Genomic DNA, 21,324 nt, shown 5'->3' with positions numbered 1-21,324 from the left:
AACATTGTTCTCTGAGGAACTTTTTTATTTTTCTATTGTGCTGGTTGGTTTGCTTGTTGTGTTAACGGGCCTTTGCCTGTATTTAATGATAAAAAAGATGATCGACAATAAAAATCGGGGTAAGATCGAGAGGTTTAAAGAGGAGTATCAATTAGCCCTTTTTCAGTTTTTACATGAGGGCGTGAAGGATGAGAAGTTAATGCAAGGCTCGCCTTTACAGACCAGGGCGCTCATTGAGTTGTTGGCCGGCTTTTCAAAGATGTTTGCATCTCTCGACATTCAGGAACGATTGCAAGGGTTTGCAGAAGACCATTTTCAAACGTTCATTCTGTCACAGCTGAGGCACAGAAGGTGGAGCCTTAGGATGAATGCCCTTTACTGGATACAGGATTTCAAGATGGAAAGTATGACTGGAGCATTAAGGGAGCTCCAAGACTCCAAATCGATGAGCAGATCGGAAGAAATTCAATTGCTGAAAATCGCTGTTCTGTTCGATGAGGAAGACCTGCTTGCTAGTTTGACTGGGACGAAGCATGATTTGACGGAATTTGAGTACAGTATACTGTTTCATTCATTCAGGGAAGATCAGTTTCAACCATTGGTCCTGGCTTTTGATGAACTCCCTGATGTGATGAAATATGCCCTCATCGATTCGATCGGGGTAAAAAATAGGATGGAACATGTTGCTTTCCTAGAGGACCTGTTGGAGGTGGACTCCACTGAACTAAGGGTCCGTGCATTGAAAGCGGTGGTGGGTATGGAGTTTTATCTTTCCATACCTAAACTTTCCGTTCACCTACGCGCTGAATCCTGGCAGGAACGGCTGATGGCCATCAAAGCATGTGAGTATATCCGTTCCCGGGAGCTCACTCCATACTTACAAGAGCTTATGAGTGATCCAACTTTTTATGTCCGGTCCCAGGCGGCGCAATCCCTCTTGCGCCTTGAAAACGGGAAAGCTTTGTTAGGAGAAATCGCTGCCCATGCCGAAGACGAATATGCAAGGGATATGGCTGGGCAATGGCTGGAAAGGGGGGCGGTTACATGAATATAACAGCAGAATGGGGAAACATCATGATGTTCATCGGATGGTTTGTTCTCATTTATATGATTCTTGTTATCTCTTTTTATACGATTCTCCTCGTGATCTCCCTTTTTCAATTAAGGAAAACCTACGGGCTGGATGATTGGCAGCCGTACGAAGAGCTCTTACACCTCCATCAGACGAAGCCGGTTTCCATACTGGTCCCTGCTTACAATGAATCTGTCGGTATCATGGCGACGGTGAGGTCCTTACTGAGTATTGAATACCCTGAATATGAAATCATTATCATAAACGATGGCTCAACCGATGATACCATGGAAAAGCTCGTTGAGGCATTCCAATTGGTGAAGATTAAATGGGTGATCCGTCAACAGCTTCAAACAAAGTCAGTAAAGGGAGTTTACCAATCAAAGCTGTACAAAAATTTGCTCGTTATCGATAAAGAAAATGGCGGGAAAGCCGATGCATTGAATGCCGGGATTAACGTGTCCAATTATCCATACTTCTGTTCCATTGATGGAGACTCGGTTCTTGAACGGACCGCCTTCTTAAAGGTGATGAAACCGATCATTGAATCAGATGGCGACGTGATTGCATCCGGTGGAAGTATTCGCATCGCCAACGGATGTGAAATCGAAAGTGGAGAAATTGTGAAAGTAGGGTTGTCACGTTCTCCAATCGTTGTCATGCAGGTCATTGAATATTTACGGGCGTTCCTTATGGGGCGCATCGGCTTAAGCAGGCACAATCTGCTGCTGATCGTATCGGGAGCGTTTGGTGTGTTCTCGAAGCGCTGGGTCGTGGACGCAGGAGGATATTCCCACACGGTAGGAGAGGATATGGAACTTGTTGTCAGGCTCCATCGGTATGTAAAGGAGCAAAGAGCGGACAAAAAGATTGTTTATGTTCCGGATCCAGTCAGCTGGACGGAGGCACCGGAATCATTGAAGTACTTGAGGCGCCAGAGGAGCAGATGGCATCGGGGTTTATTTGAAAGCCTTTGGATTCACCGCCGCCTTCTGTTTAACCCCAAATATGGCTCTATTGGAATGGTGTCCATGCCTTATTTTCTTATCATTGAATTCTTTGGTCCTGTCGTTGAATTGATGGGTTATATCATTATGATTCTATCGCTCTTTCTCGGCGGGGTTTATCTTGAATTTGCGATTTTATTATTTTTACTCTCGATCCTTTATGGCTCGATTCTGTCCATGGCAGCCGTTCTTCTGGAAGAATGGTCCGTCAGAAAGTATCCGAAAGCATCCGACATCGGGAGGCTTTTCGCCTATTCATTAACCGAGACATTATGGTATCGTCCATTAACCGTTTTATGGCGCTGTGAAGGAATACTCGACGTGATCCGCAAGAAAAGGGGCTGGGGAGAAATGGCGAGAAAAGGGGTGTCAAAATGACGAAGCTGAAATCCTATTCATTTGTCTTGTTCATCGCAGGCATCGTCCTGCTGGTGTCTGCCCCTTTTTGGCTCTGGCAGGTTAAGAAAGAGAAGGACCTGGACCTACTGGTCATTGATAAAACGGTCCCTGATACGACGTACCGTGAACATAAAGGGCTGATGTGGCTTCTGAATCAGCAAAAATATGTACAAACGAATGGGGATCGTTACGATTTAAAGAAAGACTATGTTGGATTTGTTCCCAACAAAAATCAAACCTTTGATATTAAAAATATCCCTCCATCCACCGACCGGTATGATGCAGTCTACATAGCCGATACGTATGGTGTGTATGAAGAGGAGTTCCATAATGAAAATGTCTCTGGCAAGCGTTCCTCCAAGCTTTACGGAGGCTTGACGGACCAGGATATGGAAGTATTGAGAGACATGGCAATGAACGATGGAAAAACATTGATCGCCGAGTTCAATTCCATGGCACAGCCTACGGAAGAAGCAACAAGGAAGAAATTCTATTCCCTGTTCAATCTGGAGTGGTCGGGCTGGATCGGAAGGTATTTCCCTGAACTGACGAATAGCGAAGTGCCTGAATGGGTGAGGGATAACTACGAGAAACAGTATGGTGAATCGTATCAGTTCACGGGACCGGGTTATGTGCTTGTGGACGAAAAGGACCAGTTGGTGGTGTTGGATAAGGATGACATCGGGAAGAAAGGTGTCGTTTTTTCCACCACGCCTCAGGGTGAAGAGTTCATCGGCGAAGAAATCAGCACAGCTTATTCATATTGGTTTGATATCGTGGAAGCGATCAATCCTGATGAGGTCATGGCCAACTATACGCTGTCACTGTCAGAGAGTGGAAAGGACACCATGAAAGCACTGAATCTTCCTGTTACATTCCCGGCTGTGGTTCACGGCCAGAACCGTCAATTTGACACGTATTATTTCAGCGGTGATTATGCGGATCAGGCGGATGTGCCTGACCTGTACCAGACCGTCGGGTTTTCTACCTGGAGAAAATGGACGGGGTCCACCAGTCCGGATGACATGTCTCAATTTTACTGGAAGGCGTATACTCCCCTGATGACGGCGATCCTTAAGGATATCCAAAAGGATGGTGACCGTAAGGAGACCCAAATCGTTGAAATTACCAAAGAAAATGATGTGAAGCTCGCTGGGAAGACCGGCACAGACTACATTCAGGTGAAGAAGGATGGAAAGTGGGAAGACCTCCTCATAAAAGGGGTGAATATGGGAATTGCAAGGCCGGGTTCTTTCCCAGGTGAAACCGCGATTTCCAAAGAGGAATATCTGAGGTGGTTCAAGCAGATCGGAGCGATGAATGCGAACTCCCTCCGGATTTACACCATCCATCCTCCCGAATTTTATGAAGCTTTTTATGAGTACAATCAAATGGCAGAAAAACCGCTGTATTTATTCCACGGCGTGTGGGTCAATGAAGAGATCTTCTTAAGGTCCGAGGATGCCTTTGCAAAGGAAAACACCGACGAATTTTCGGCAGAAATCAAGAAGACCATCGATCTCGTTCATGGGAATGCTGAAATACCGGAACGGAAAGGTCATGCGTCCGGATCTTACACCTATGACATATCCCCTTACGTCCTTGGCTGGATTTTCGGGGTGGAGTGGGATCCCGAAGTGGTCCTTTCCACAAATGAGAAGCATAGAGGACTTCAGGACTTCAAGGGAGAGTACATTGAGACGGAAAAGGCACAACCTTTTGAAATCTGGCTCACTGAAAGAATGAATGAAGGGATCGCATATGAAACCGCTACGTATCAATGGCAAAGGCCCGTGAGTTTCACGAACTGGGTCACGACCGATTTGTTGGATCACCCAAGTGAACCCCTGGAGAAAGAAGACATGGTGTCTGTGAATCCGAACGTCATGAAGGGTACCGACAAATTGAAAACGGGTTTATTTGCTTCCTATCATATTTATCCGTATTATCCCGATTTTCTAAATTTCGAGCCGGAGTATGTGGATTATATCGATCAACGGGGAGAAAAGAACAACTATGCCGGCTATTTGAATGATATGAAGAAAGCACACTCCATGCCGTTAGTCGTAGCGGAGTTCGGTGTCCCGGGATCACGGGGACTGACACATGAAAACGTCTACGGCATGGATCAGGGTCATCATTCGGAAAAAGAGCAAGGTGAAATCGACCGGCGATTATTCGAAGATATCGTGGAAGAAAAAATGGCCGGTGGAATGGTGTTCGCCTGGCAGGATGAGTGGTTCAAACGGACGTGGAATACGATGGACTATGACAACCCCGACAGGCGCCCGTTCTGGCAAAATGCCCAAACCAATGAGCAGCAGTTCGGAATGTTGAGCTTTGACCCGGGGCTGAGTAAATCCAGCATGATCCACGTGGACGGAAGGACCGGGGATTGGACTTTTAATGGGATCAAACCTGCTTTTGACAAGGATGGACACAGCCTCTATGTGACGAGTGATGAACGCTTTGTCTATATACGGGTTGATTCAGAACGAATTTCTGAAGGGAAAGACACCTATCTACTCTTTGACACGATTCAAGACCAGGGGCAATCCACGATTCCGAATGTGAAGGATGTGTCCACAAAAGGGGTGGACTTTGCCCTTCACATAAAGGGAGAGAAGGAAGCACGTTTGTGGATCGACAGCTATTATGACACCCATCACTATCAGTATGGGCATGTGCTTCATATGATTGAAGAAGAGAAATATGCGAAAGTGAAAAACAACGGGGAGTATCATCCGATCCGATTGACGTTGAACAAATCATTGGATGTAGGAGGGAAGAATATCCCGTTTCAGTCCTATGAAACAGGCGTCCTCCAGTTCGGGACATCGAATCTTCAGGATAAAGCGTATGATTCTTTGACGGATATCGGTGTTGACTCTTCTCAAGGTCGATATGAAGTCCGTATTCCTTGGCAGTTGCTGAATGTGAAGGACCCAAGCCTTAAAGAAGCGATGGGGGATATTTGGTCAGGTAATGGATTGCAAAGCTCAACGACCCTGGAGTCCATCAAGATCGGTTTATACGAAAGAGATGGAGGCAAGGTCTTCTCATACCCTGCCAGTACCGGGGACGGATTCATCAACCCCGCAAAATTTCATCCGTACTCCTGGGAAACATGGGACCAGCCGACCTCCCATGAGAGATTGAAGCAATCCTACTATGAAATGAAAAAAGCATTTGAGAAAGAAGGGGAATAAGAATGGCGAGAATTCTCATTGCGGAAGATGAAGAAGTCCTCCGGATGTTGATGGTGGATACACTCGAAGACGAGGGACATGAGCTCGATGAAGCAGCCGATGGCCGGGAAGCGGTCGATCAGATCATGGAAAATGACTATGATCTCATTCTTCTCGATTATATGATGCCTCTTTTGAGTGGTCTGGAAGTGATTGAAAGGGTGAGGAATTCACCTGAAAAAAATAAGGTGAAAATCATGATGGTTTCTGCCAAGAGCCAACAATCGGATAAGGACCTCGTGTTGAAATCCGGAGCCGATTATTTCATCGCCAAGCCGTACAGTCCGGCAGAACTCGTTCAGCGGATCGAGGACATATTGAATGAAGAAAATTAAAGAATTATTCCAAACAAGCCTACGCAATCAATTCATCGGATTGATGAGCGGCTTCATCGTCATTTTCTTCATCGTGGCAGCCTTTTTGTCTTTGTATGATCAATCCATTACGAATGAGTACCAGGTTCAGAGGAATCAGTTGAATCAAAAAGAAGACCTGGCTGAGCAATTGGACAGAGATTTTCAAAAGGCCTTCTTTGATGCGAGAGGATACCTTGCATTTGGAAGGCAGGAGTTCAAAAAAAGTATCTTTAATCAAGAGAAAAAAGTGGATGACACGTTAAAGAAATTAAAAGGGTTAAAAACAGAACCGGAAGATCAGCTCTTTTTTAAAGATGTAGAGGAATTTTCCAATCTTTATTTCAAGGATATGGCGCCGCGGATCATAAGCGATTATGAAAAGGGGGATATAGAGGCTGTGAAAGAGGCTTCGGCAGCCGGGGCCACTGCTACAATCGAAACGTTCCAAACCCAACTCAACGGGTATACGGACTCCATTGAACAAAGCAAGCGAAGTGCGTATGATGAGTTGAAACGGAAAGAGTCAATAAGTCAAACGGCTTTTGTGATCTTCATTTTTCTTATGCTGCTGGTTCTGATGAGATTGATGAGAATGATTGCAAAACAAATCGGTCATCCTCTCAACCAGGTGGCCTCTGCCGCTGAACAAATTGCAGAAAACGATTCATACCAACAGTGGACGTTTGAGAATAAACGGAAAGATGAAATCGGTAAGATGTCCAGGGCATTCGAAAAGATGATTTATAAAATCCAGGAGAAGGAAGAGCATCTCCTGGCCCAAAATGAAGAACTGCAGGCCCAGCAGGATGAGCTGGAATCCCAGCAGTCTGAACTTGAGCATCTGCTGAATATGACGATGAACAGGGAGTCACAGCTCGAACGCCGGAACGAATTCATTCATGGGATTTCGGGCTCCCTGAACAAACAAGAGGTACTGGAAAGCATTGTGAAGAGTATGAGTCAGGTGATGGGAGCTTCACGGGGCATGATTGTTCTCATGGATGAGCAAAAGTCAAATGCATCATTTGGGATCTCTCAAAATGGTGTTGCACAGTTCTTGACGTACATTTATAACGGGATCCATCAACGATTATTCGATTCGAGGGAACCTTTCTCCCTCAAGCGGGAAATGCTGCCTCTTGAGAAGGGGTATCATGAAGAAACCCTCTACTCGTATGACTTATTTTTACCTGTCCTTTCCGCCGATCAACAAGTGGAAGCCATCATGGTATTTAGCCGTTTCGGAAATGATTTCGATAAGCAGGAGTTGGCTGAGTACACGAGTCTGGCAAAGCAAATCTCCATTTCTCTGCAAAAGATCAGACTGTTTGAAGAAACCGAGGCAAACCGTCAATTAACGCAGGATATCCTGAATAATATTCAAGAAGGAATACAGCTCATCGATAAAGACGGCAACAACTTATTAATGAATACGAAATTAACGACCTTGATCGAGGGGGAGATCGATGAACTTCAACAGGCATGCTATCAAACATGGAAGCAGGCACTGATCGATCGGGTCGAAAACAAAGAAAAACTGGATGAATATTATGAGACCATCGTGAAGGAAGGGAAGACAGGTAAACATCTTCTTACCTATCATCTGGTGGACAGTAAAGAAGTCTTCCAGGTATACTCCGAATCTCTTTATCGAGGGCAGGAGCAGGTCGGCACCATATTCGTCCATCGGAATATCACGAAAGAATTCGAAGTCGATCAAATGAAATCAGAATTCGTCAGTACGGTCAGTCATGAGCTTCGCACCCCGCTGTCGAGCGTGCTTGGCTTTACGGAACTTATGCTGACGAAGGAGTTAAAACCGGAAAGAACAAAGAAATACTTAACGACGATTTATCAAGAAGCAAAGCGGCTGACGTCCCTCATCAACGATTTCCTTGACGTCCAGCGCATGGAGTCGGGACGCCAAACCTTCGAGAGGCGATTTGAGGATGTTGTCCCGATCATTCAGCATGTGATCGATACCCAAAAGGTCAATGCCCCCCATCACTTCTTTAATATCGCAAGGGAGACGGATTGTACGATCGTCCTGGGAGATCGGGATAAGTTGTCCCAGGCATTCACCAATCTGGTCAGCAATGCCATCAAGTATTCACCTGATGGGGGTACCATAACGATCTATTTACGGGAAGAAGAGGATAGTATTCTCATAGATATCAGGGATGAAGGTCTCGGCATACCAAGTGACTCGATTCCAAACTTATTCACCAAATTTTATCGTGTCGACAATTCTGACCGCAGAAGAATCGGTGGCACGGGATTAGGACTTACGATCGTAAAAGAAATCATCGAGATCCATGACGGGGAAATCACTGTGTCATCAGAGGAGGGGAAAGGAAGCGTGTTTACCATCCGCTTACCTCTCGTGACCATCGAAACCTTCAAAGAGGATGAACACAGCGGGGATGGGATGAAAATTATCGTCATTGAAGACGATATCAATCTTGCTTCCTTACTGAAAGCGGAGCTATCCGACAGTGGTTTCAAGGTGCAGCACACTCCGTCAGGAAATGATGCCTTGAAAGAAATGCAGGAATCGAAGCCTGATGCCGTTGTCCTCGATATTATGCTCGAAGGCAGCATGTCGGGATGGGATGTACTTGAAAAAATCAAATCGGACCAAAATTTTGCACAAGTACCGATTATTATATCTTCCGCATTAGATGAAAAAGAAAAAGGACTCACGCTCGGAGCCAATGATTATTTAGTCAAACCATATCACCCTAGTAAGCTATCCAAAACGATCTTACATCTCCTCTTGAAAAAAGGGATGAATGGTGAGGTTTTAGTACCGATTAAGGAGAAAACGTTTGAAATAGAGTAAAATAAAAACCCCCTCACGGCTCAATTCCGTGAGGGGGTTTCATTCTCTTACTTATTATTCATATCGTTACGAGTGATGATGCGATCGATCAATCCATATTCAAGCGCTCTTTCCGCTGTCATGAAGTTATCGCGATCAGTATCTTTTGAAATCACTTCCAATGGTTGACCAGTGCGATCAGCCAGGATTTGATTCAGTTTTTCACGAAGGAATAGAATACGCTTCGCTGCAATTTCAATTTCCGTTGCTTGACCTTGTGCTCCACCAAGTGGTTGGTGAATCATTACTTCAGCGTTTGGAAGGGCTAAGCGCTTACCTTTAGCACCAGCTGCAAGAAGGAACGCACCCATTGAAGCGGCCATACCTATACAGATCGTTTGTACATCAGGCTTAATGTACTGGATCGTATCGTAAATTGCCATACCTGCCGTAATGCTTCCACCAGGAGAATTTATGTAGATTGAGATATCCTTCTCCGGGTTTTCAGATTCAAGGAAAAGAAGTTGTGCTACAATGGAGTTTGCCACATTGTCATCAATGCCGCTTCCAAGCATGATTACACGGTCTTTCAATAAACGTGAATAAATGTCATACGCACGTTCACCGCGGTTTGTTTGTTCAATTACTGTAGGAATTAAATTCATCCTCGTTCCTCCTTAGAAATCCTTTTTATTTTTCTGAATTACTTATTCACTTTGTACTGTAATCATACACCCATGGTCAATAAAGGTCAAACTAAACGCTTCCTTTATTCCCCTGTATGTAAATCCTTTCTACATCATACCCACTCATTCCTTTTTTAAACGGGGGTGATGTGGTAAGTTTGTTGTTATTTAAGTTAGTAGAAGGTCAATTTCAGTGAATTATGTATCTACCTTCTAAAACAGTATAGAGTGAATCATAGACCGTTCCTTTCCGCTACAGGCACTTGCTTTCCGCGGGGCGTGAGTTGAGCCTCCTCGGGCTTTGCCCTGTGGGGTCTCAACTTTCCCGCTATTCCCGCAGGAGTCAAGTGCCTTCCGCTTCAATACACTCTGTGGTTCTTTAATAAGATAGATAAAGAGTACAGGAGATCTTGAAGAGTTAACTAATTACAAAGAACTTCCCACTGCAATTCTTAAAGGATATTAATAGATAATCTAAAAAAGACATAAACGAGAATATCTATTGCAAACAAGCATTTTCTGGCTTATAATATGTATTCGTGACGGTCATTCATTTCATGCCCTCGTGGTGCAACGGATAGCACGTAAGATTCCGGTTCTTAAAATGGGGGTTCGATTCCCTCCGAGGGCGTACTTTAATCCAGAGAGTTCCTGTGTTTGTAGAGAGACATTACAAGCACAGGAACTCTTTTGCGTTGTAGCTAATTAATAGAGCTAATTGGACAGGGACCTTTATATAAAGTTTAATAGTAGCCTCGGTTCTCCTCACATTTTCCCACTCGTTCCTTCATATTTATAGTACAAACCCACCAACTACCAACGAATTCCCATTAACGAACCGCCAATTTTATTGTAGAATAGACAAATGGGAGGTTAGTAATCATGAATTTGAAAGCAGGACTTTTTCAAAATCAACAATTAAAACTTCAAATGACGCAGCAGCTTTCTCAAGCCATCACCATCCTCCAATATTCTACGATGGAACTGAATGCTTATTTAGAAGCTAAGCAATTAGAGAATCCCCTTATACAATTAGAACCGCCTAAACTAGACCCCCTCCATCAACGAGAACCTTATACTTATAAACGAAATGCCGGCAATCACGAAAATACGGTGGATTGGTATGAATATGTATCCGTGCCAAAGAGGACTCTTGCGGATGCGCTATCTGTTCAATTAAATTTGAAATCGCTTACTTCTTTGGATAGAAAGGTAATGGAAGAATTAATATACAGCTTGGATGACAATGGGTATTTGAGAGTAGACGAAGAATCCTTCATTCAAAAACATGGTTTGGAAATGGCTCGACTAGAAGACTATATTAATAAGCTTCAGGAATTAGAACCGGCCGGGATAGGAGCGAGATCCCTGAAGGAGTGCATATCCCTTCAGCTGCAACGGAAATCCAATGTTCCCCCTCTGGTTACGATGATTGTCGATAACCATTTTCAAGCTTTTGCAGAAAAGAAGTGGAAGGCAATCGCCAATGATCTTGCCGTTGAGCTAAAAGACATCCAGCAGGCGGCTGATTATATCCAGCACTGCAATCCGAGACCCGGCTCGAAATATTCCCAGCATATCGCTGAATACATTATTCCTGAGCTGGTCGTAAAAGTGATCGATGGTCATACAGTGGCTGTATCGTTATATGATGGTACAACCGTAAACGTCACATATAATGAAGAATATACAGATTTCCTAAAGCATCACCCGGATAAGGAAGTCCAGTCCTATCTTCAGGAAAAGGAGCAAGACTTCGAGTGGCTATTGCAAAGTTTAAGACAGCGAAAGCAAACGATCCTGAAAGTAGGGAAGATGCTGGCTGAAAAGCAAAAAGCCTTCTTCTTAAAAGGTCCATCCGCGATCCATCCTCTGACGTTAAAGCAAGTGGCCAATGAAATCGATGTTCATGAATCCACCATTAGCCGGGCTGTAAAAGGAAAGTATATGCAAACACCTTATGGGATCTTCGAGTTGAAGTACTTCTTTACCTCGGCGATCAAATCGGTCAAGCTCGAGGATTCAGAAGTAGCTTCTGCCAGGGCGGTGAAAAATGAGCTGCAAAGGCTGATTGATGAAGAAGATAAGAAAAAGCCTCTATCAGACCAGAAAATTGTCAATCTACTATTGGATAAAGGCTATGATGTTTCAAGAAGGACGATTGCCAAATACCGTGATCAATTAGGGATCACTTCTTCGACGATGAGGAAGAGGTACGAATAGAATCTTGGACTAGTGAGTGTACCAGGTACTCAATGGTTAATTTGTACCTGGTACACCGAAGCCATTTTGTACCAGGTACAAGGCCAACAAACGAAACGACGTTTCCTACAATTAAACAAAGCGAGGCAACAACATGAAACAAGTCATTTTTTACACACGCACACAATGCGGACTTTGCGAAGACGCAAAAATCACCCTGAAACTCCTTCAGGATGAGATGGGCTTTTCCATTGAAGAAAAGGACATCGATAAAAGCGATGTCCTCACAGAACGTTTCGGACTGATGATCCCGGTCGTGGAACTGGACGGGGAAATCCTTCAGTATGGGCAAATTGATTATTTTACGCTCAGCAAGCGTTTACATGAGAAAACCCGATAGTTTCTAGTTGAATTACGGTTCATACCCTGATAAAATAAAATTTGAAAGCAGGGATGAATTTTTTTTAGAGGTAGTGGGACATAATATGTCTATGTGGGACCTTTAAAGTCCAACGCAACCACGCACTTCATTTGAAGGAGCTTTTATCTATGGAATCTTTAATTGACATACAAAAGCGATTATTACCTGACCTGCTTGAAGTTATGCAAAAAAGGCATCAAATTCTACGGTCCATCCGTTTCATGCAGCCTGTCGGACGCAGAAGTCTTGCCCAGAATATGGGGCTGACAGAACGCGTTCTAAGAAGCGAAGTGGAGTTCCTGAACAACCAAGATCTCATTGATATCAAAACCTCTGGCATGATCATGACGGAGGAAGGTATCCAGCTTTTAGAGAACCTTGAAAGCATGATGAGAGAGATTTCAGGAATCAACGTTATGGAACAGGAATTAAAATCTTTACTAAATCTTCATGAAATTGTAATCGTTCCTGGGAATAGTGATGAGTCTCCTTGGGTAAAAGAAGAATTAGGGCGTGCATCAGCTTCTAGTATGAAACGTCGCCTGAAAGGAAATACTATCATCGCTGTGACTGGAGGTTCGACGATGGCAGCCGTAGCAGAAAGGCTGACACCTGATTTCTCTGACGATACCTTGTTTGTTCCTGCTCGGGGTGGAATCGGAGAAGACGTTAAAAACCAGGCTAACACCATATGTGCCAAGATGGCTGAGCACACAGGAACGCGACATCGTGTTTTATATGTGCCGGATCAGGTTAGTAAAGAAGTATACAAATCCTTCTTGAAAGAACCGATGATCAAAGAGGTTTTGAATTTGATCAAATCGGCTAACATGGTTCTCCATGGGATTGGAGATGCTATCACAATGGCTGAAAGACGGAAGACCACTGAAGAGGATTTTGAGAAAATCACAGATGGTCATGCTGTCGGGGAGGCATTTGGTTATTATTTTAACGAATCGGGTGAAGTGGTACATAAGGTGCCAACGATCGGCCTGCAATTAGAAGATTTAAGTCACATCGAAAACGTCATCGCCGTCGCCGGCGGAAGCTCGAAGGCGAAAGCGATTCGGGCGTATATGAAGAGTGCTCCGTATAAAACCGTGCTTATCACGGATGAGGGAGCCGCAAGAGAGCTTTTAAAAGGGTAAGCCCTTTTGAAATATAAAAAATCATCCTTAACTATCTAAAGGAGGAAATTATTCATGGCAACAAAAATTGGTATTAACGGATTTGGACGTATTGGACGTAATGTATTCCGTGCAGCACTTAAAAATAATGACGTAGAGGTAGTAGCGGTTAATGACTTAACTGATGCAAACATGCTTGCTCACCTTTTACAATATGATACAGTTCACGGAACTCTTCAAGAGAAAGTAACTGTTGATGGTGACTACCTTGTAGTCGGCGGTAAAAAAGTAAAAGTATTAGCTGAGCGCGATCCTGCTCAACTTGGTTGGGGAGATCTTGGTGTAGATATCGTTGTTGAATCTACTGGACGTTTCACAAAGCGTGCTGACGCTGCGAAACATATCGAAGCTGGTGCGAAGAAAGTCATCATTTCTGCTCCTGCATCTGATGAAGATATCACAGTGGTTATGGGTGTTAACGAAGACAAGTATGACGCGGCTAGCCACGATGTTATCTCTAACGCATCTTGTACAACAAACTGCTTAGCGCCATTCGCTAAAGTTCTTAACGATAAATTCGGAATCAAGCGTGGAATGATGACGACCATCCACTCTTACACAAACGACCAACAAATCTTAGACTTACCACATAAAGATTACCGTCGTGCTCGTGCAGCTGCTGAGAACATGATTCCAACAACTACAGGTGCTGCGAAAGCTGTATCTCTAGTACTTCCTGAGCTTAAAGGGAAACTGAACGGTGGAGCGGTTCGTGTTCCAACTCCAAACGTTTCTCTAGTAGACTTAGTTGCTGAACTGGATAAAAACGTAACAGCTGAAGATGTGAATGCTGCGCTTAAAGAAGCGGCTGAAGGCGATCTTAAAGGAATCCTTGCGTACAGCGAAGAGCCTTTAGTATCAACTGATTACAACGGTAGCCCGGCTTCTTCTACAATTGATGCATTATCTACAATGGTTCTAGAAGATAACATGGTAAAAGTAATCTCTTGGTATGACAACGAGAGCGGATACTCTAACCGTGTTGTAGACCTGGCTGGTTATATCGCTTCTAAAGGACTTTAATCGATAAAGTTTTGTAAATTGACATCATTAGCATGGTGATTGATGGATAAATTTTGTCCCACCATCTATAATGAAGATGTGATGAAGGGGAGCGGGGAAGATTCCCCTCTCCCTTTTCTTATTGCCATTTCTATTTTTTTGAAAAAGATGTAGAAATTGAAAACTAAAGGAGGCCTTTTACGATGAACAAAAAGTCGATTAAAGATGTCGATGTAAGAGGGAAACGCGTATTTTGCCGAGTAGACTTCAACGTACCGATGTCTGAAGGCAAGATTACAGATGAAACTCGTATTCAAGCTGCTCTTCCTACTATTAAGTACTTAGTGGATGGCGGAGCTAAAGTCATTCTGGCTAGTCACTTAGGGCGTCCTAAAGGTGAAGTGGTGGAAGAACTGCGCTTGACCCCGGTAGCCGAAAGACTTTCCGAACTTCTTGGGAAAGATGTAGCAAAAGCCGATGAAGCTTATGGTGAAGCTGTTCAAACCAAGATCAGCGACATGGCTGAAGGCGACGTTCTTGTACTGGAAAACGTCCGCTTCTACCCGGGAGAAACAAAGAATGATCCTGAACTCGCAAAAGAATTTGCAGCGCTTGCCGATCTTTATGTGAACGATGCATTCGGTGCGGCTCACCGTGCACATGCTTCTACTGAAGGAATTGCCAAGCATCTTCCAGCTGTAGCTGGCCTTCTGATGGAGAAAGAACTGGACGTATTAGGAAAAGCTCTATCTAACCCTGAACGCCCATTTACAGCAATCGTTGGCGGAGCAAAAGTAAAAGACAAAATCGGTGTCATCGACAACCTATTAGATAAAGTGGACAACCTGATCATCGGTGGAGGACTTGCTTACACATTTGTGAAAGCCCAAGGCCATGAGGTAGGAAAATCCCTTCTTGAAGAAGACAAAATTGATTTAGCCAAGCAATTCATGAAAAAAGCAGAAGATAAAGGCGTTAAATTCCTTATGCCTGTTGATGTAGTCGTTGCTGATGACTTCTCAAATGATGCAAATACGAAGGAAGTGGATATTGATTCGATTCCTTCTGATTGGGAAGCACTTGATATCGGGCCTAAGACTAGAGCGTTATTCCAGGATACGATCAAAAGCTCTAAGCTTGTGATCTGGAACGGACCGATGGGTGTATTCGAATTAGAAACATTTGCAAATGGAACGAAAGCCGTAGCGGAGGCGTTAGCCGATGCAACAGATACATATTCTGTTATCGGTGGCGGTGACTCTGCAGCAGCCGTTGAAAAGTTTGGCTATGCTGATAAGATGAGTCATATTTCTACAGGTGGTGGAGCATCCCTGGAGTTCATGGAAGGAAAAGAACTTCCTGGAGTAGTGGCTCTTAACGATAAATAATCGCTTTTCAAAGACCAACAATTTTTGGAACCGATTATATAACAGAAAGGATGAGTACAATGCGTAAACCGATTATTGCGGGTAACTGGAAGATGAATAAGACTTTATCGGAAGCAAAATCTTTTACTGAAGAAGTACAAGGATTAGTTCCTGATCAAGAGGTTGTCGATTCTGTCATCTGTTCTCCAGCCCTATTTTTAGAAAGCTTAGTGAACATTTCAAAAGAATACAAGGTAGAAATTGGTGCTCAAAATATGCACTTCGAAGAAAACGGAGCATTTACAGGGGAAGTCAGTCCTGTAGCGCTTTCTGATTTAGGCGTAAAGTATGTCATCCTTGGGCATTCAGAGCGTCGTGAAATGTTCAATGAAACAGACGAGTCAGTGAACAAAAAGACTCTTGCTGCTTTCAAACACGGGTTAACTCCAATCGTTTGTGTAGGGGAGACGCTCGAGCAACGTGAAAATAATGAAACAAAAGAACTTGTTGGTAACCAAGTGAAAAAAGCACTTGCCGGCCTATCAGCAGATCAAGTGAAACATACCGTCATTGCTTACGAACCAATCTGGGCAATCGGAACAGGTAAGTCATCTACAGCTGAAGATGCGAACGAAGTATGTGCTCATATCCGTCAAGTGGTTGCAGGAGAATTTTCTCAAGAAGCAGCAGACGCAGTGAGAATTCAATATGGTGGTAGTGTAAAACCTGGGAACATTAAAGAATACATGGCCCAATCAGATATCGATGGAGCCCTTGTAGGTGGAGCAAGCCTTGAACCACAAAGCTTCTTGCAGCTTTTAGAAGGGGCAAGCACACATGAGTAAGTCACCAGTAGCGTTAATCATCTTAGATGGTTTTGCTTGCCGTAACACAAAAGAAGGAAATGCTGTAGCCCAAGCGAACAAGCCGAACTTTGATCGCTTGTGGAATCAGTACCCTCATAATCAATTAACTGCAAGTGGTGAAGCAGTAGGACTTCCTGAAGGACAAATGGGGAACTCCGAAGTGGGTCACTTGAATATTGGTGCAGGACGTATCGTGTACCAAAGCTTAACACGTGTGAATTTAGCGATTCGTGAAGGTGAATTCGAAACGAATGCCACTTTCCTTGACGCCATCAATCATGCAAAGGAAAAAGGCACAAATCTTCATATCTTCGGACTACTTTCGGATGGCGGAGTGCACAGCCATATCGAGCATCTTTATGCCCTTCTGGGTTTAGCGGCCAAAGAAGGAATGAAAGATGTTTATGTCCATGCCTTCCTTGACGGTCGAGACGTCGGCCCTCAAACGGCGAAGAAGTATATTGAAGACGCTGAAGCGAAAATGAAAGAAATCGGCGTGGGTCAATTTGCGACGATTTCTGGTCGTTACTATTCCATGGACCGTGACAAGCGGTGGGAACGTGTGGAGAAATCCTACCGTGCCATGGTTTACGGTGAAGGTCCAAGCTATCACGATCCGATGGAACTTGTGAACGATTCATATGAAAATGGAATCTACGATGAATTCGTCATTCCATCCGTGATGACGAAGGAAAACGGAGAGCCGGTTGCAACAATTAAAGACGATGACGCTGTAATCTTTTACAACTTCCGTCCTGACCGTGCGATCCAAATCTCAAATACATTTGCGAATGCAGATTTCCGTTCATTTGAACGTGGAGAGAAGCATCCGAAGAACCTTCACTTTGTCTGCTTAACACGATTCAGTGAAACGGTAAATGGATTTGTGGCATTCAAACCGACAAATCTTGATAATACACTTGGTGAAGTCCTTTCCCAAAACGGACTGAAACAATTACGTATCGCCGAGACGGAGAAATACCCTCATGTCACCTTCTTTATGAGTGGCGGACGTGAAGATGAATTCCCGGGAGAAAAACGAATTCTCATCGATTCTCCTAAGGTGGCAACGTATGACTTAAAGCCTGAAATGAGTGCGTATGAAGTAACGGATGCTTTACTTGAAGAGATCCGTGAAGACCGTCAGGATGCGATTATCCTGAACTTTGCAAACCCGGATATGGTCGGACACTCAGGGATGCTTGAGCCGACGATCAAAGCGGTTGAAACAGTGGATGAGTGTCTTGGGAAAATCATAGACCTTATCACTGAAAAAGGTGGAACAGCCATCATCACTGCGGACCACGGGAATGCAGATGAAGTTCTGACCGAAGAAGGCAAGCCTATGACGGCTCACACAACGAACCCGGTCCCTGTCATCGTAACGAAAGAAGGAATCGAACTTCGTGACGGTGGAATTTTAGGAGACCTAGCTCCAACCATGCTTGATTTATTAAATGTTAATCAACCAGCCGAAATGACTGGAAAATCACTAATTAAAAAATAAGGAGAGATTCTAAATGCCATTTATTACAGACGTATACGCTCGTGAAGTATTGGATTCACGCGGTAACCCAACAATTGAAGTAGAAGTATATACACAATCAGGTGCTTTCGGACGCGCACTAGTTCCATCTGGAGCTTCAACTGGTGAATACGAAGCAGTTGAACTTCGTGACGGTGAAAAAGGCCGCTACCTTGGTAAAGGGGTACAAAAAGCAGTCGATAACGTAAACAACGAAATCGCTGAAGAACTGATCGGTTATGACATCACTGAGCAAGTAGCAATCGACCAAGCGATGATCGCTCTTGACGGTACAGAAAACAAAGGTAAACTGGGAGCGAATGCAATCCTTGGTGTATCTATGGCTGTAGCTCGTGCAGCTGCTGACTTCTTCGGAGTGGAATTATACCAATACCTTGGTGGATTCAACGCGAAACAGCTTCCAGTACCAATGATGAACATCGTTAACGGTGGAGAGCACGCTGACAACAACGTAGACATCCAGGAATTCATGATCATGCCTGTAGGAGCTTCTACATTTAAAGAAGGTCTGCGCATGGGTACAGAAATCTTCCACAGCCTGAAATCAGTACTTAAAGGTAAAGGCTACAACACTGCAGTAGGTGACGAAGGCGGATTCGCTCCAAACCTTAAGTCTAACGAAGAAGCACTTTCTACAATTATCGAAGCAATCGAAAAAGCTGGTTACAAGCCAGGAGAAGAAGTTCTTCTTGCAATGGACGTTGCAGCTTCTGAAATCTACAATAAAGAAGACGGTAAGTACCATCTTTCAGGTGAAGGTGTTGTTCGTTCATCTGCAGAAATGGTTGATTGGTATGAAGAAATGTGCAACAAATATCCAATCGTTTCAATCGAAGACGGTCTTGACGAAAACGACTGGGATGGTTTCAAACTTCTAACTGAGCGTATCGGTAAGAAAGTTCAGCTAGTTGGGGATGACTTATTCGTTACAAACACAACTAAGCTTTCTCAAGGTATCGAGCAGGGTATCGGTAACTCGATCCTGATCAAAGTGAACCAAATCGGTACACTTACTGAAACATTCGACGCAATCGAAATGGCGAAACGTGCTGGTTACACAGCAGTCATCTCTCACCGTTCTGGTGAAACAGAAGACAGCACAATCGCTGACATTGCAGTAGCAACAAACGCCGGTCAAATCAAAACGGGTGCTCCATCACGTACAGACCGCGTAGCGAAATACAACCAACTTCTTCGCATCGAAGATCAATTAGCTCACACAGCTCAATATCTTGGAGCGAAAACATTCTATAACGTTAACCGCTAATACAAGCAATTTGAAAAGCAGTCCCGTCTTTGGATGGGGCTGCTTTTTTGATTTTTGATGGCATTATTTTATCTATATCACCACCCTGGTTTGCCAAGGCACGTTACAATTAACGTTTTTCAGCTAAAAAAAGGGTTTGACAAGCTAAAGAAGAACGTTTCAATGGTGATGTAGTCCATTTCATTCGATTCTTTGCGGAGAAGACTGTTCCAAGGGGCTTTTAAGGGGGACTCGGATGGAAATCCGGCCGTTTTGGGTGGGAATCCAGCCGTTTTTGAGAAAAATCCGGCCGTTTCAGATGAAAATCCAGCCGTTTTCGAAAATAATCCGGCCGAAATAACCCAAAATCCAGCCGATTAACATTTTATCCCAAAATCGAATCGCATATCTCATTTTATTCCATCCCCACACCGACATGCGTTCGCGTCCCTAACCAACTCTTTCCACAATTCAAACAATATTACCTTGTCCACTGCATAATCCCTATGGTAAACTAGTAGTAATGTTATGTTCGTATCAGGAGGTGGGACTCATGCACACAATACTCGTCACTTTACTTATCATCGTATCAATCGCACTTATCGCCATTGTATTACTTCAATCAGGTAAAAGTGCTGGACTTTCAGGGGCCATCTCTGGTGGTGCAGAACAACTTTTCGGAAAACAAAAAGCTCGTGGTATTGACTTAGTACTGCACAGAATCACAATCGTATTATCGGTACTTTTCTTCGTACTAACCATTGCCATCGTAGCTATCTAATACGTACAAAAACCTGATCATTAAGGTCAGGTTTTTTTATTTATCATGTAAGTGGGGTAGCGGGTGATCCCTTCTATGCGTGAAAACAAACTTACTTTTCAAGCGAAATATTGGATTGTCTGACCAATGTTTGCTAAAAATAGAGAAGAACGAATCTTTAAAAGAGAGAAGCCTGCAGTATCAATCTTTTCCACAACTAATCAAACGTCTGTTTCACAAAAATCAAGAGAAAAACCTATTACATAATAATTACATAATAAAATCATTTAAACAATTGTTTAACAGGTTCAGGTCCTGCAAATCAAGGTTCCTATCAACTAATCAAACGTTTGTTTAAAATCAGATAAAAGGAGTTACTAGTCATGAAAACTGTATTACCAAAACCATTCACATTTGAAGCAGGTCCCCGTGCTGTTCTTTTACTACATGGATTTACTGGGAATTCTGCCGACGTCCGGATGCTTGGACGCTACTTGGAGAAGAAAGGCTATTCATCACATGCCCCTCACTATAAAGGACATGGGGTTCCACCTGAAGAATTGGTACATACCGGTCCTGAAGATTGGTGGCAGGATGTCATGGATGGCTATGAGCATTTAAAGAGTAAGGGATATGAAGAGATTGCGGTTGCCGGCCTTTCTCTTGGAGGGGTATTTTCTCTTAAATTAGGTTACACTGTACCTGTAAAGGGTATTGTCCCTATGTGTGCACCGATGTATATAAAAAGTGAAGAAGTCATGTATAAAGGGGTCGTGGATTACGCCCGTGAATTTAAGAAGTTTGAAGGAAAACCGGAAGGACAAATTGAAAAAGAAATAGAAGAGTTTAAGAAAACACCGATGAATACGTTGAAAGCCCTGCAGCAATTGATAGCGGATGTACGGGAAAACGTGGATATGATCTATTCACCGACGTTTGTGGTACAAGCAAGACATGACCATATGATCAATACGGATTCTGCGAATATCATCTATGATAACGTTGAATCCGATGACAAAGACATTAAGTGGTACGAAGAGTCTGGTCATGTCATTACATTAGATAAAGAAAAAGAACAGCTTCATGAAGACGTCTACGGTTTCCTAGAGAAATTGGACTGGACGGTTTGATGAATTCG

16 protein-coding genes and 1 tRNA gene are annotated in these 21,324 nt (G+C 43.7%); 16 read left to right on the top strand and 1 reads right to left on the bottom strand.

The window, feature by feature from the left end:
* The first annotated feature begins 4 nt into the window (after positions 1-4).
* The 5 genes from ACFQWC_RS15265 to ACFQWC_RS15245 are packed head-to-tail and all read left to right on the top strand — an operon-like array spanning position 5 to position 8,924.
* The gene (locus ACFQWC_RS15265; protein ID WP_377108300.1) at positions 5-1,048 is read left to right on the top strand and encodes a HEAT repeat domain-containing protein; all 1,044 of its coding nucleotides are present in this window, start codon (positions 5-7) and stop codon (positions 1,046-1,048) included.
* Entirely contained in the window at positions 1,045-2,457 is a 1,413-nt protein-coding gene (locus ACFQWC_RS15260; RefSeq protein WP_299743286.1) for a glycosyltransferase family 2 protein, read from the top strand. Before ACFQWC_RS15265 ends, ACFQWC_RS15260 begins: the two co-directional genes overlap by 4 nt.
* Positions 2,454-5,687 carry a hypothetical protein gene (locus ACFQWC_RS23210; protein ID WP_483880589.1) on the top strand — a complete coding sequence of 1,078 codons (3,234 nt, stop codon included), beginning with the start codon at positions 2,454-2,456 and terminating at the stop codon, positions 5,685-5,687. Before ACFQWC_RS15260 ends, ACFQWC_RS23210 begins: the two co-directional genes overlap by 4 nt.
* Before the next feature lie 2 nt (positions 5,688-5,689).
* A complete protein-coding gene (locus ACFQWC_RS15250) occupies positions 5,690-6,061 on the top strand; it encodes a response regulator transcription factor (protein ID WP_377108298.1) in 372 nt (123 codons plus the stop codon).
* Positions 6,048-8,924 carry an ATP-binding protein gene (locus tag ACFQWC_RS15245; protein WP_377108296.1) on the top strand — a complete coding sequence of 959 codons (2,877 nt, stop codon included), beginning with the start codon at positions 6,048-6,050 and terminating at the stop codon, positions 8,922-8,924. Before ACFQWC_RS15250 ends, ACFQWC_RS15245 begins: the two co-directional genes overlap by 14 nt.
* A 47-nt stretch (positions 8,925-8,971) precedes the next feature.
* Here ACFQWC_RS15245 and clpP read toward each other — a convergent pair whose 3' ends face one another.
* On the bottom strand, positions 8,972-9,568 hold the full coding sequence (gene clpP / locus ACFQWC_RS15240) for an ATP-dependent Clp endopeptidase proteolytic subunit ClpP (protein WP_098352025.1): 597 nt from the start codon (positions 9,566-9,568) through the stop codon (positions 8,972-8,974).
* A 580-nt stretch (positions 9,569-10,148) separates the two neighbouring features.
* Between clpP and ACFQWC_RS15235 the strand changes: the two genes are divergently transcribed.
* From ACFQWC_RS15235 to ACFQWC_RS15185, 11 genes are all read left to right on the top strand, one after another.
* Positions 10,149-10,220: transfer RNA gene (locus ACFQWC_RS15235), tRNA-Arg, on the top strand.
* Positions 10,221-10,471: 251 nt separating this feature from the next.
* Positions 10,472-11,812, top strand: coding sequence for an RNA polymerase factor sigma-54 (rpoN, locus tag ACFQWC_RS15230; protein ID WP_299743306.1), 1,341 nt, complete (start codon positions 10,472-10,474; stop codon positions 11,810-11,812).
* A 133-nt stretch (positions 11,813-11,945) separates the two neighbouring features.
* Positions 11,946-12,191 (top strand): glutaredoxin family protein, encoded by a 246-nt coding sequence (locus tag ACFQWC_RS15225; protein ID WP_299743309.1) that lies wholly within the window; start codon positions 11,946-11,948, stop codon positions 12,189-12,191.
* A 149-nt stretch (positions 12,192-12,340) separates the two neighbouring features.
* Positions 12,341-13,360: a sugar-binding transcriptional regulator gene (locus ACFQWC_RS15220; RefSeq protein ID WP_341356952.1), complete on the top strand. Its 1,020-nt coding sequence runs from the start codon at positions 12,341-12,343 to the stop codon at positions 13,358-13,360.
* 54 nt (positions 13,361-13,414) lie between these two features.
* Complete coding sequence (gap, locus tag ACFQWC_RS15215) at positions 13,415-14,422, top strand: type I glyceraldehyde-3-phosphate dehydrogenase (protein ID WP_044338275.1); 1,008 nt, start codon at positions 13,415-13,417, stop codon at positions 14,420-14,422.
* 182 nt (positions 14,423-14,604) lie between these two features.
* Positions 14,605-15,789: a phosphoglycerate kinase gene (locus ACFQWC_RS15210; protein WP_299743322.1), complete on the top strand. Its 1,185-nt coding sequence runs from the start codon at positions 14,605-14,607 to the stop codon at positions 15,787-15,789.
* 59 nt (positions 15,790-15,848) lie between these two features.
* A complete protein-coding gene (tpiA, locus tag ACFQWC_RS15205; RefSeq protein WP_299743325.1) occupies positions 15,849-16,613 on the top strand; it encodes a triose-phosphate isomerase in 765 nt (254 codons plus the stop codon).
* Complete coding sequence (gpmI, locus tag ACFQWC_RS15200) at positions 16,606-18,141, top strand: 2,3-bisphosphoglycerate-independent phosphoglycerate mutase (RefSeq protein WP_299743328.1); 1,536 nt, start codon at positions 16,606-16,608, stop codon at positions 18,139-18,141. The genes tpiA and gpmI overlap by 8 nt, the downstream gene beginning before the upstream one ends.
* Before the next feature lie 13 nt (positions 18,142-18,154).
* The gene (gene eno, locus ACFQWC_RS15195) at positions 18,155-19,447 is read left to right on the top strand and encodes a phosphopyruvate hydratase (protein ID WP_044338271.1); all 1,293 of its coding nucleotides are present in this window, start codon (positions 18,155-18,157) and stop codon (positions 19,445-19,447) included.
* 532 nt (positions 19,448-19,979) lie between these two features.
* Positions 19,980-20,207, top strand: coding sequence for a preprotein translocase subunit SecG (gene secG, locus ACFQWC_RS15190; protein ID WP_044338270.1), 228 nt, complete (start codon positions 19,980-19,982; stop codon positions 20,205-20,207).
* A gap of 362 nt (positions 20,208-20,569) precedes the next feature.
* Entirely contained in the window at positions 20,570-21,316 is a 747-nt protein-coding gene (locus ACFQWC_RS15185) for an alpha/beta hydrolase (RefSeq protein WP_299743348.1), read from the top strand.
* Positions 21,317-21,324: the final 8 nt, after the last annotated feature.

It is taken from the genome of Rossellomorea sp. GCM10028870, from assembly GCF_042666755.1.
Taxonomy (GTDB): Bacteria; Bacillota; Bacilli; order Bacillales; family Bacillaceae_B; genus Rossellomorea.
The sequence above is the reverse complement of the archived record's forward strand: the minus strand, read 5'-3'. Positions and strand labels throughout refer to the sequence as shown.

What these genes read in the sequence shown, in the direction of transcription:
- ACFQWC_RS15260 (WP_299743286.1), top strand. Translation starts at nt 1,045, where the DNA reads ATGAATATAACAGCAGAATGGGGAAACATCATGATGTTCATCGGATGG.
- ACFQWC_RS15220 (WP_341356952.1), top strand. Translation starts at nt 12,341, where the DNA reads ATGGAATCTTTAATTGACATACAAAAGCGATTATTACCTGACCTGCTT.
- ACFQWC_RS15250 (WP_377108298.1), top strand. Translation starts at nt 5,690, where the DNA reads ATGGCGAGAATTCTCATTGCGGAAGATGAAGAAGTCCTCCGGATGTTG.
- ACFQWC_RS15210 (WP_299743322.1), top strand. Translation starts at nt 14,605, where the DNA reads ATGAACAAAAAGTCGATTAAAGATGTCGATGTAAGAGGGAAACGCGTA.
- ACFQWC_RS15225 (WP_299743309.1), top strand. Translation starts at nt 11,946, where the DNA reads ATGAAACAAGTCATTTTTTACACACGCACACAATGCGGACTTTGCGAA.
- ACFQWC_RS23210 (WP_483880589.1), top strand. Translation starts at nt 2,454, where the DNA reads ATGACGAAGCTGAAATCCTATTCATTTGTCTTGTTCATCGCAGGCATC.
- secG (WP_044338270.1), top strand. Translation starts at nt 19,980, where the DNA reads ATGCACACAATACTCGTCACTTTACTTATCATCGTATCAATCGCACTT.
- clpP (WP_098352025.1), bottom strand. Translation starts at nt 9,568, where the DNA reads ATGAATTTAATTCCTACAGTAATTGAACAAACAAACCGCGGTGAACGT.
- tpiA (WP_299743325.1), top strand. Translation starts at nt 15,849, where the DNA reads ATGCGTAAACCGATTATTGCGGGTAACTGGAAGATGAATAAGACTTTA.
- gap (WP_044338275.1), top strand. Translation starts at nt 13,415, where the DNA reads ATGGCAACAAAAATTGGTATTAACGGATTTGGACGTATTGGACGTAAT.
- ACFQWC_RS15245 (WP_377108296.1), top strand. Translation starts at nt 6,048, where the DNA reads ATGAAGAAAATTAAAGAATTATTCCAAACAAGCCTACGCAATCAATTC.
- gpmI (WP_299743328.1), top strand. Translation starts at nt 16,606, where the DNA reads ATGAGTAAGTCACCAGTAGCGTTAATCATCTTAGATGGTTTTGCTTGC.
- ACFQWC_RS15185 (WP_299743348.1), top strand. Translation starts at nt 20,570, where the DNA reads ATGAAAACTGTATTACCAAAACCATTCACATTTGAAGCAGGTCCCCGT.
- rpoN (WP_299743306.1), top strand. Translation starts at nt 10,472, where the DNA reads ATGAATTTGAAAGCAGGACTTTTTCAAAATCAACAATTAAAACTTCAA.
- eno (WP_044338271.1), top strand. Translation starts at nt 18,155, where the DNA reads ATGCCATTTATTACAGACGTATACGCTCGTGAAGTATTGGATTCACGC.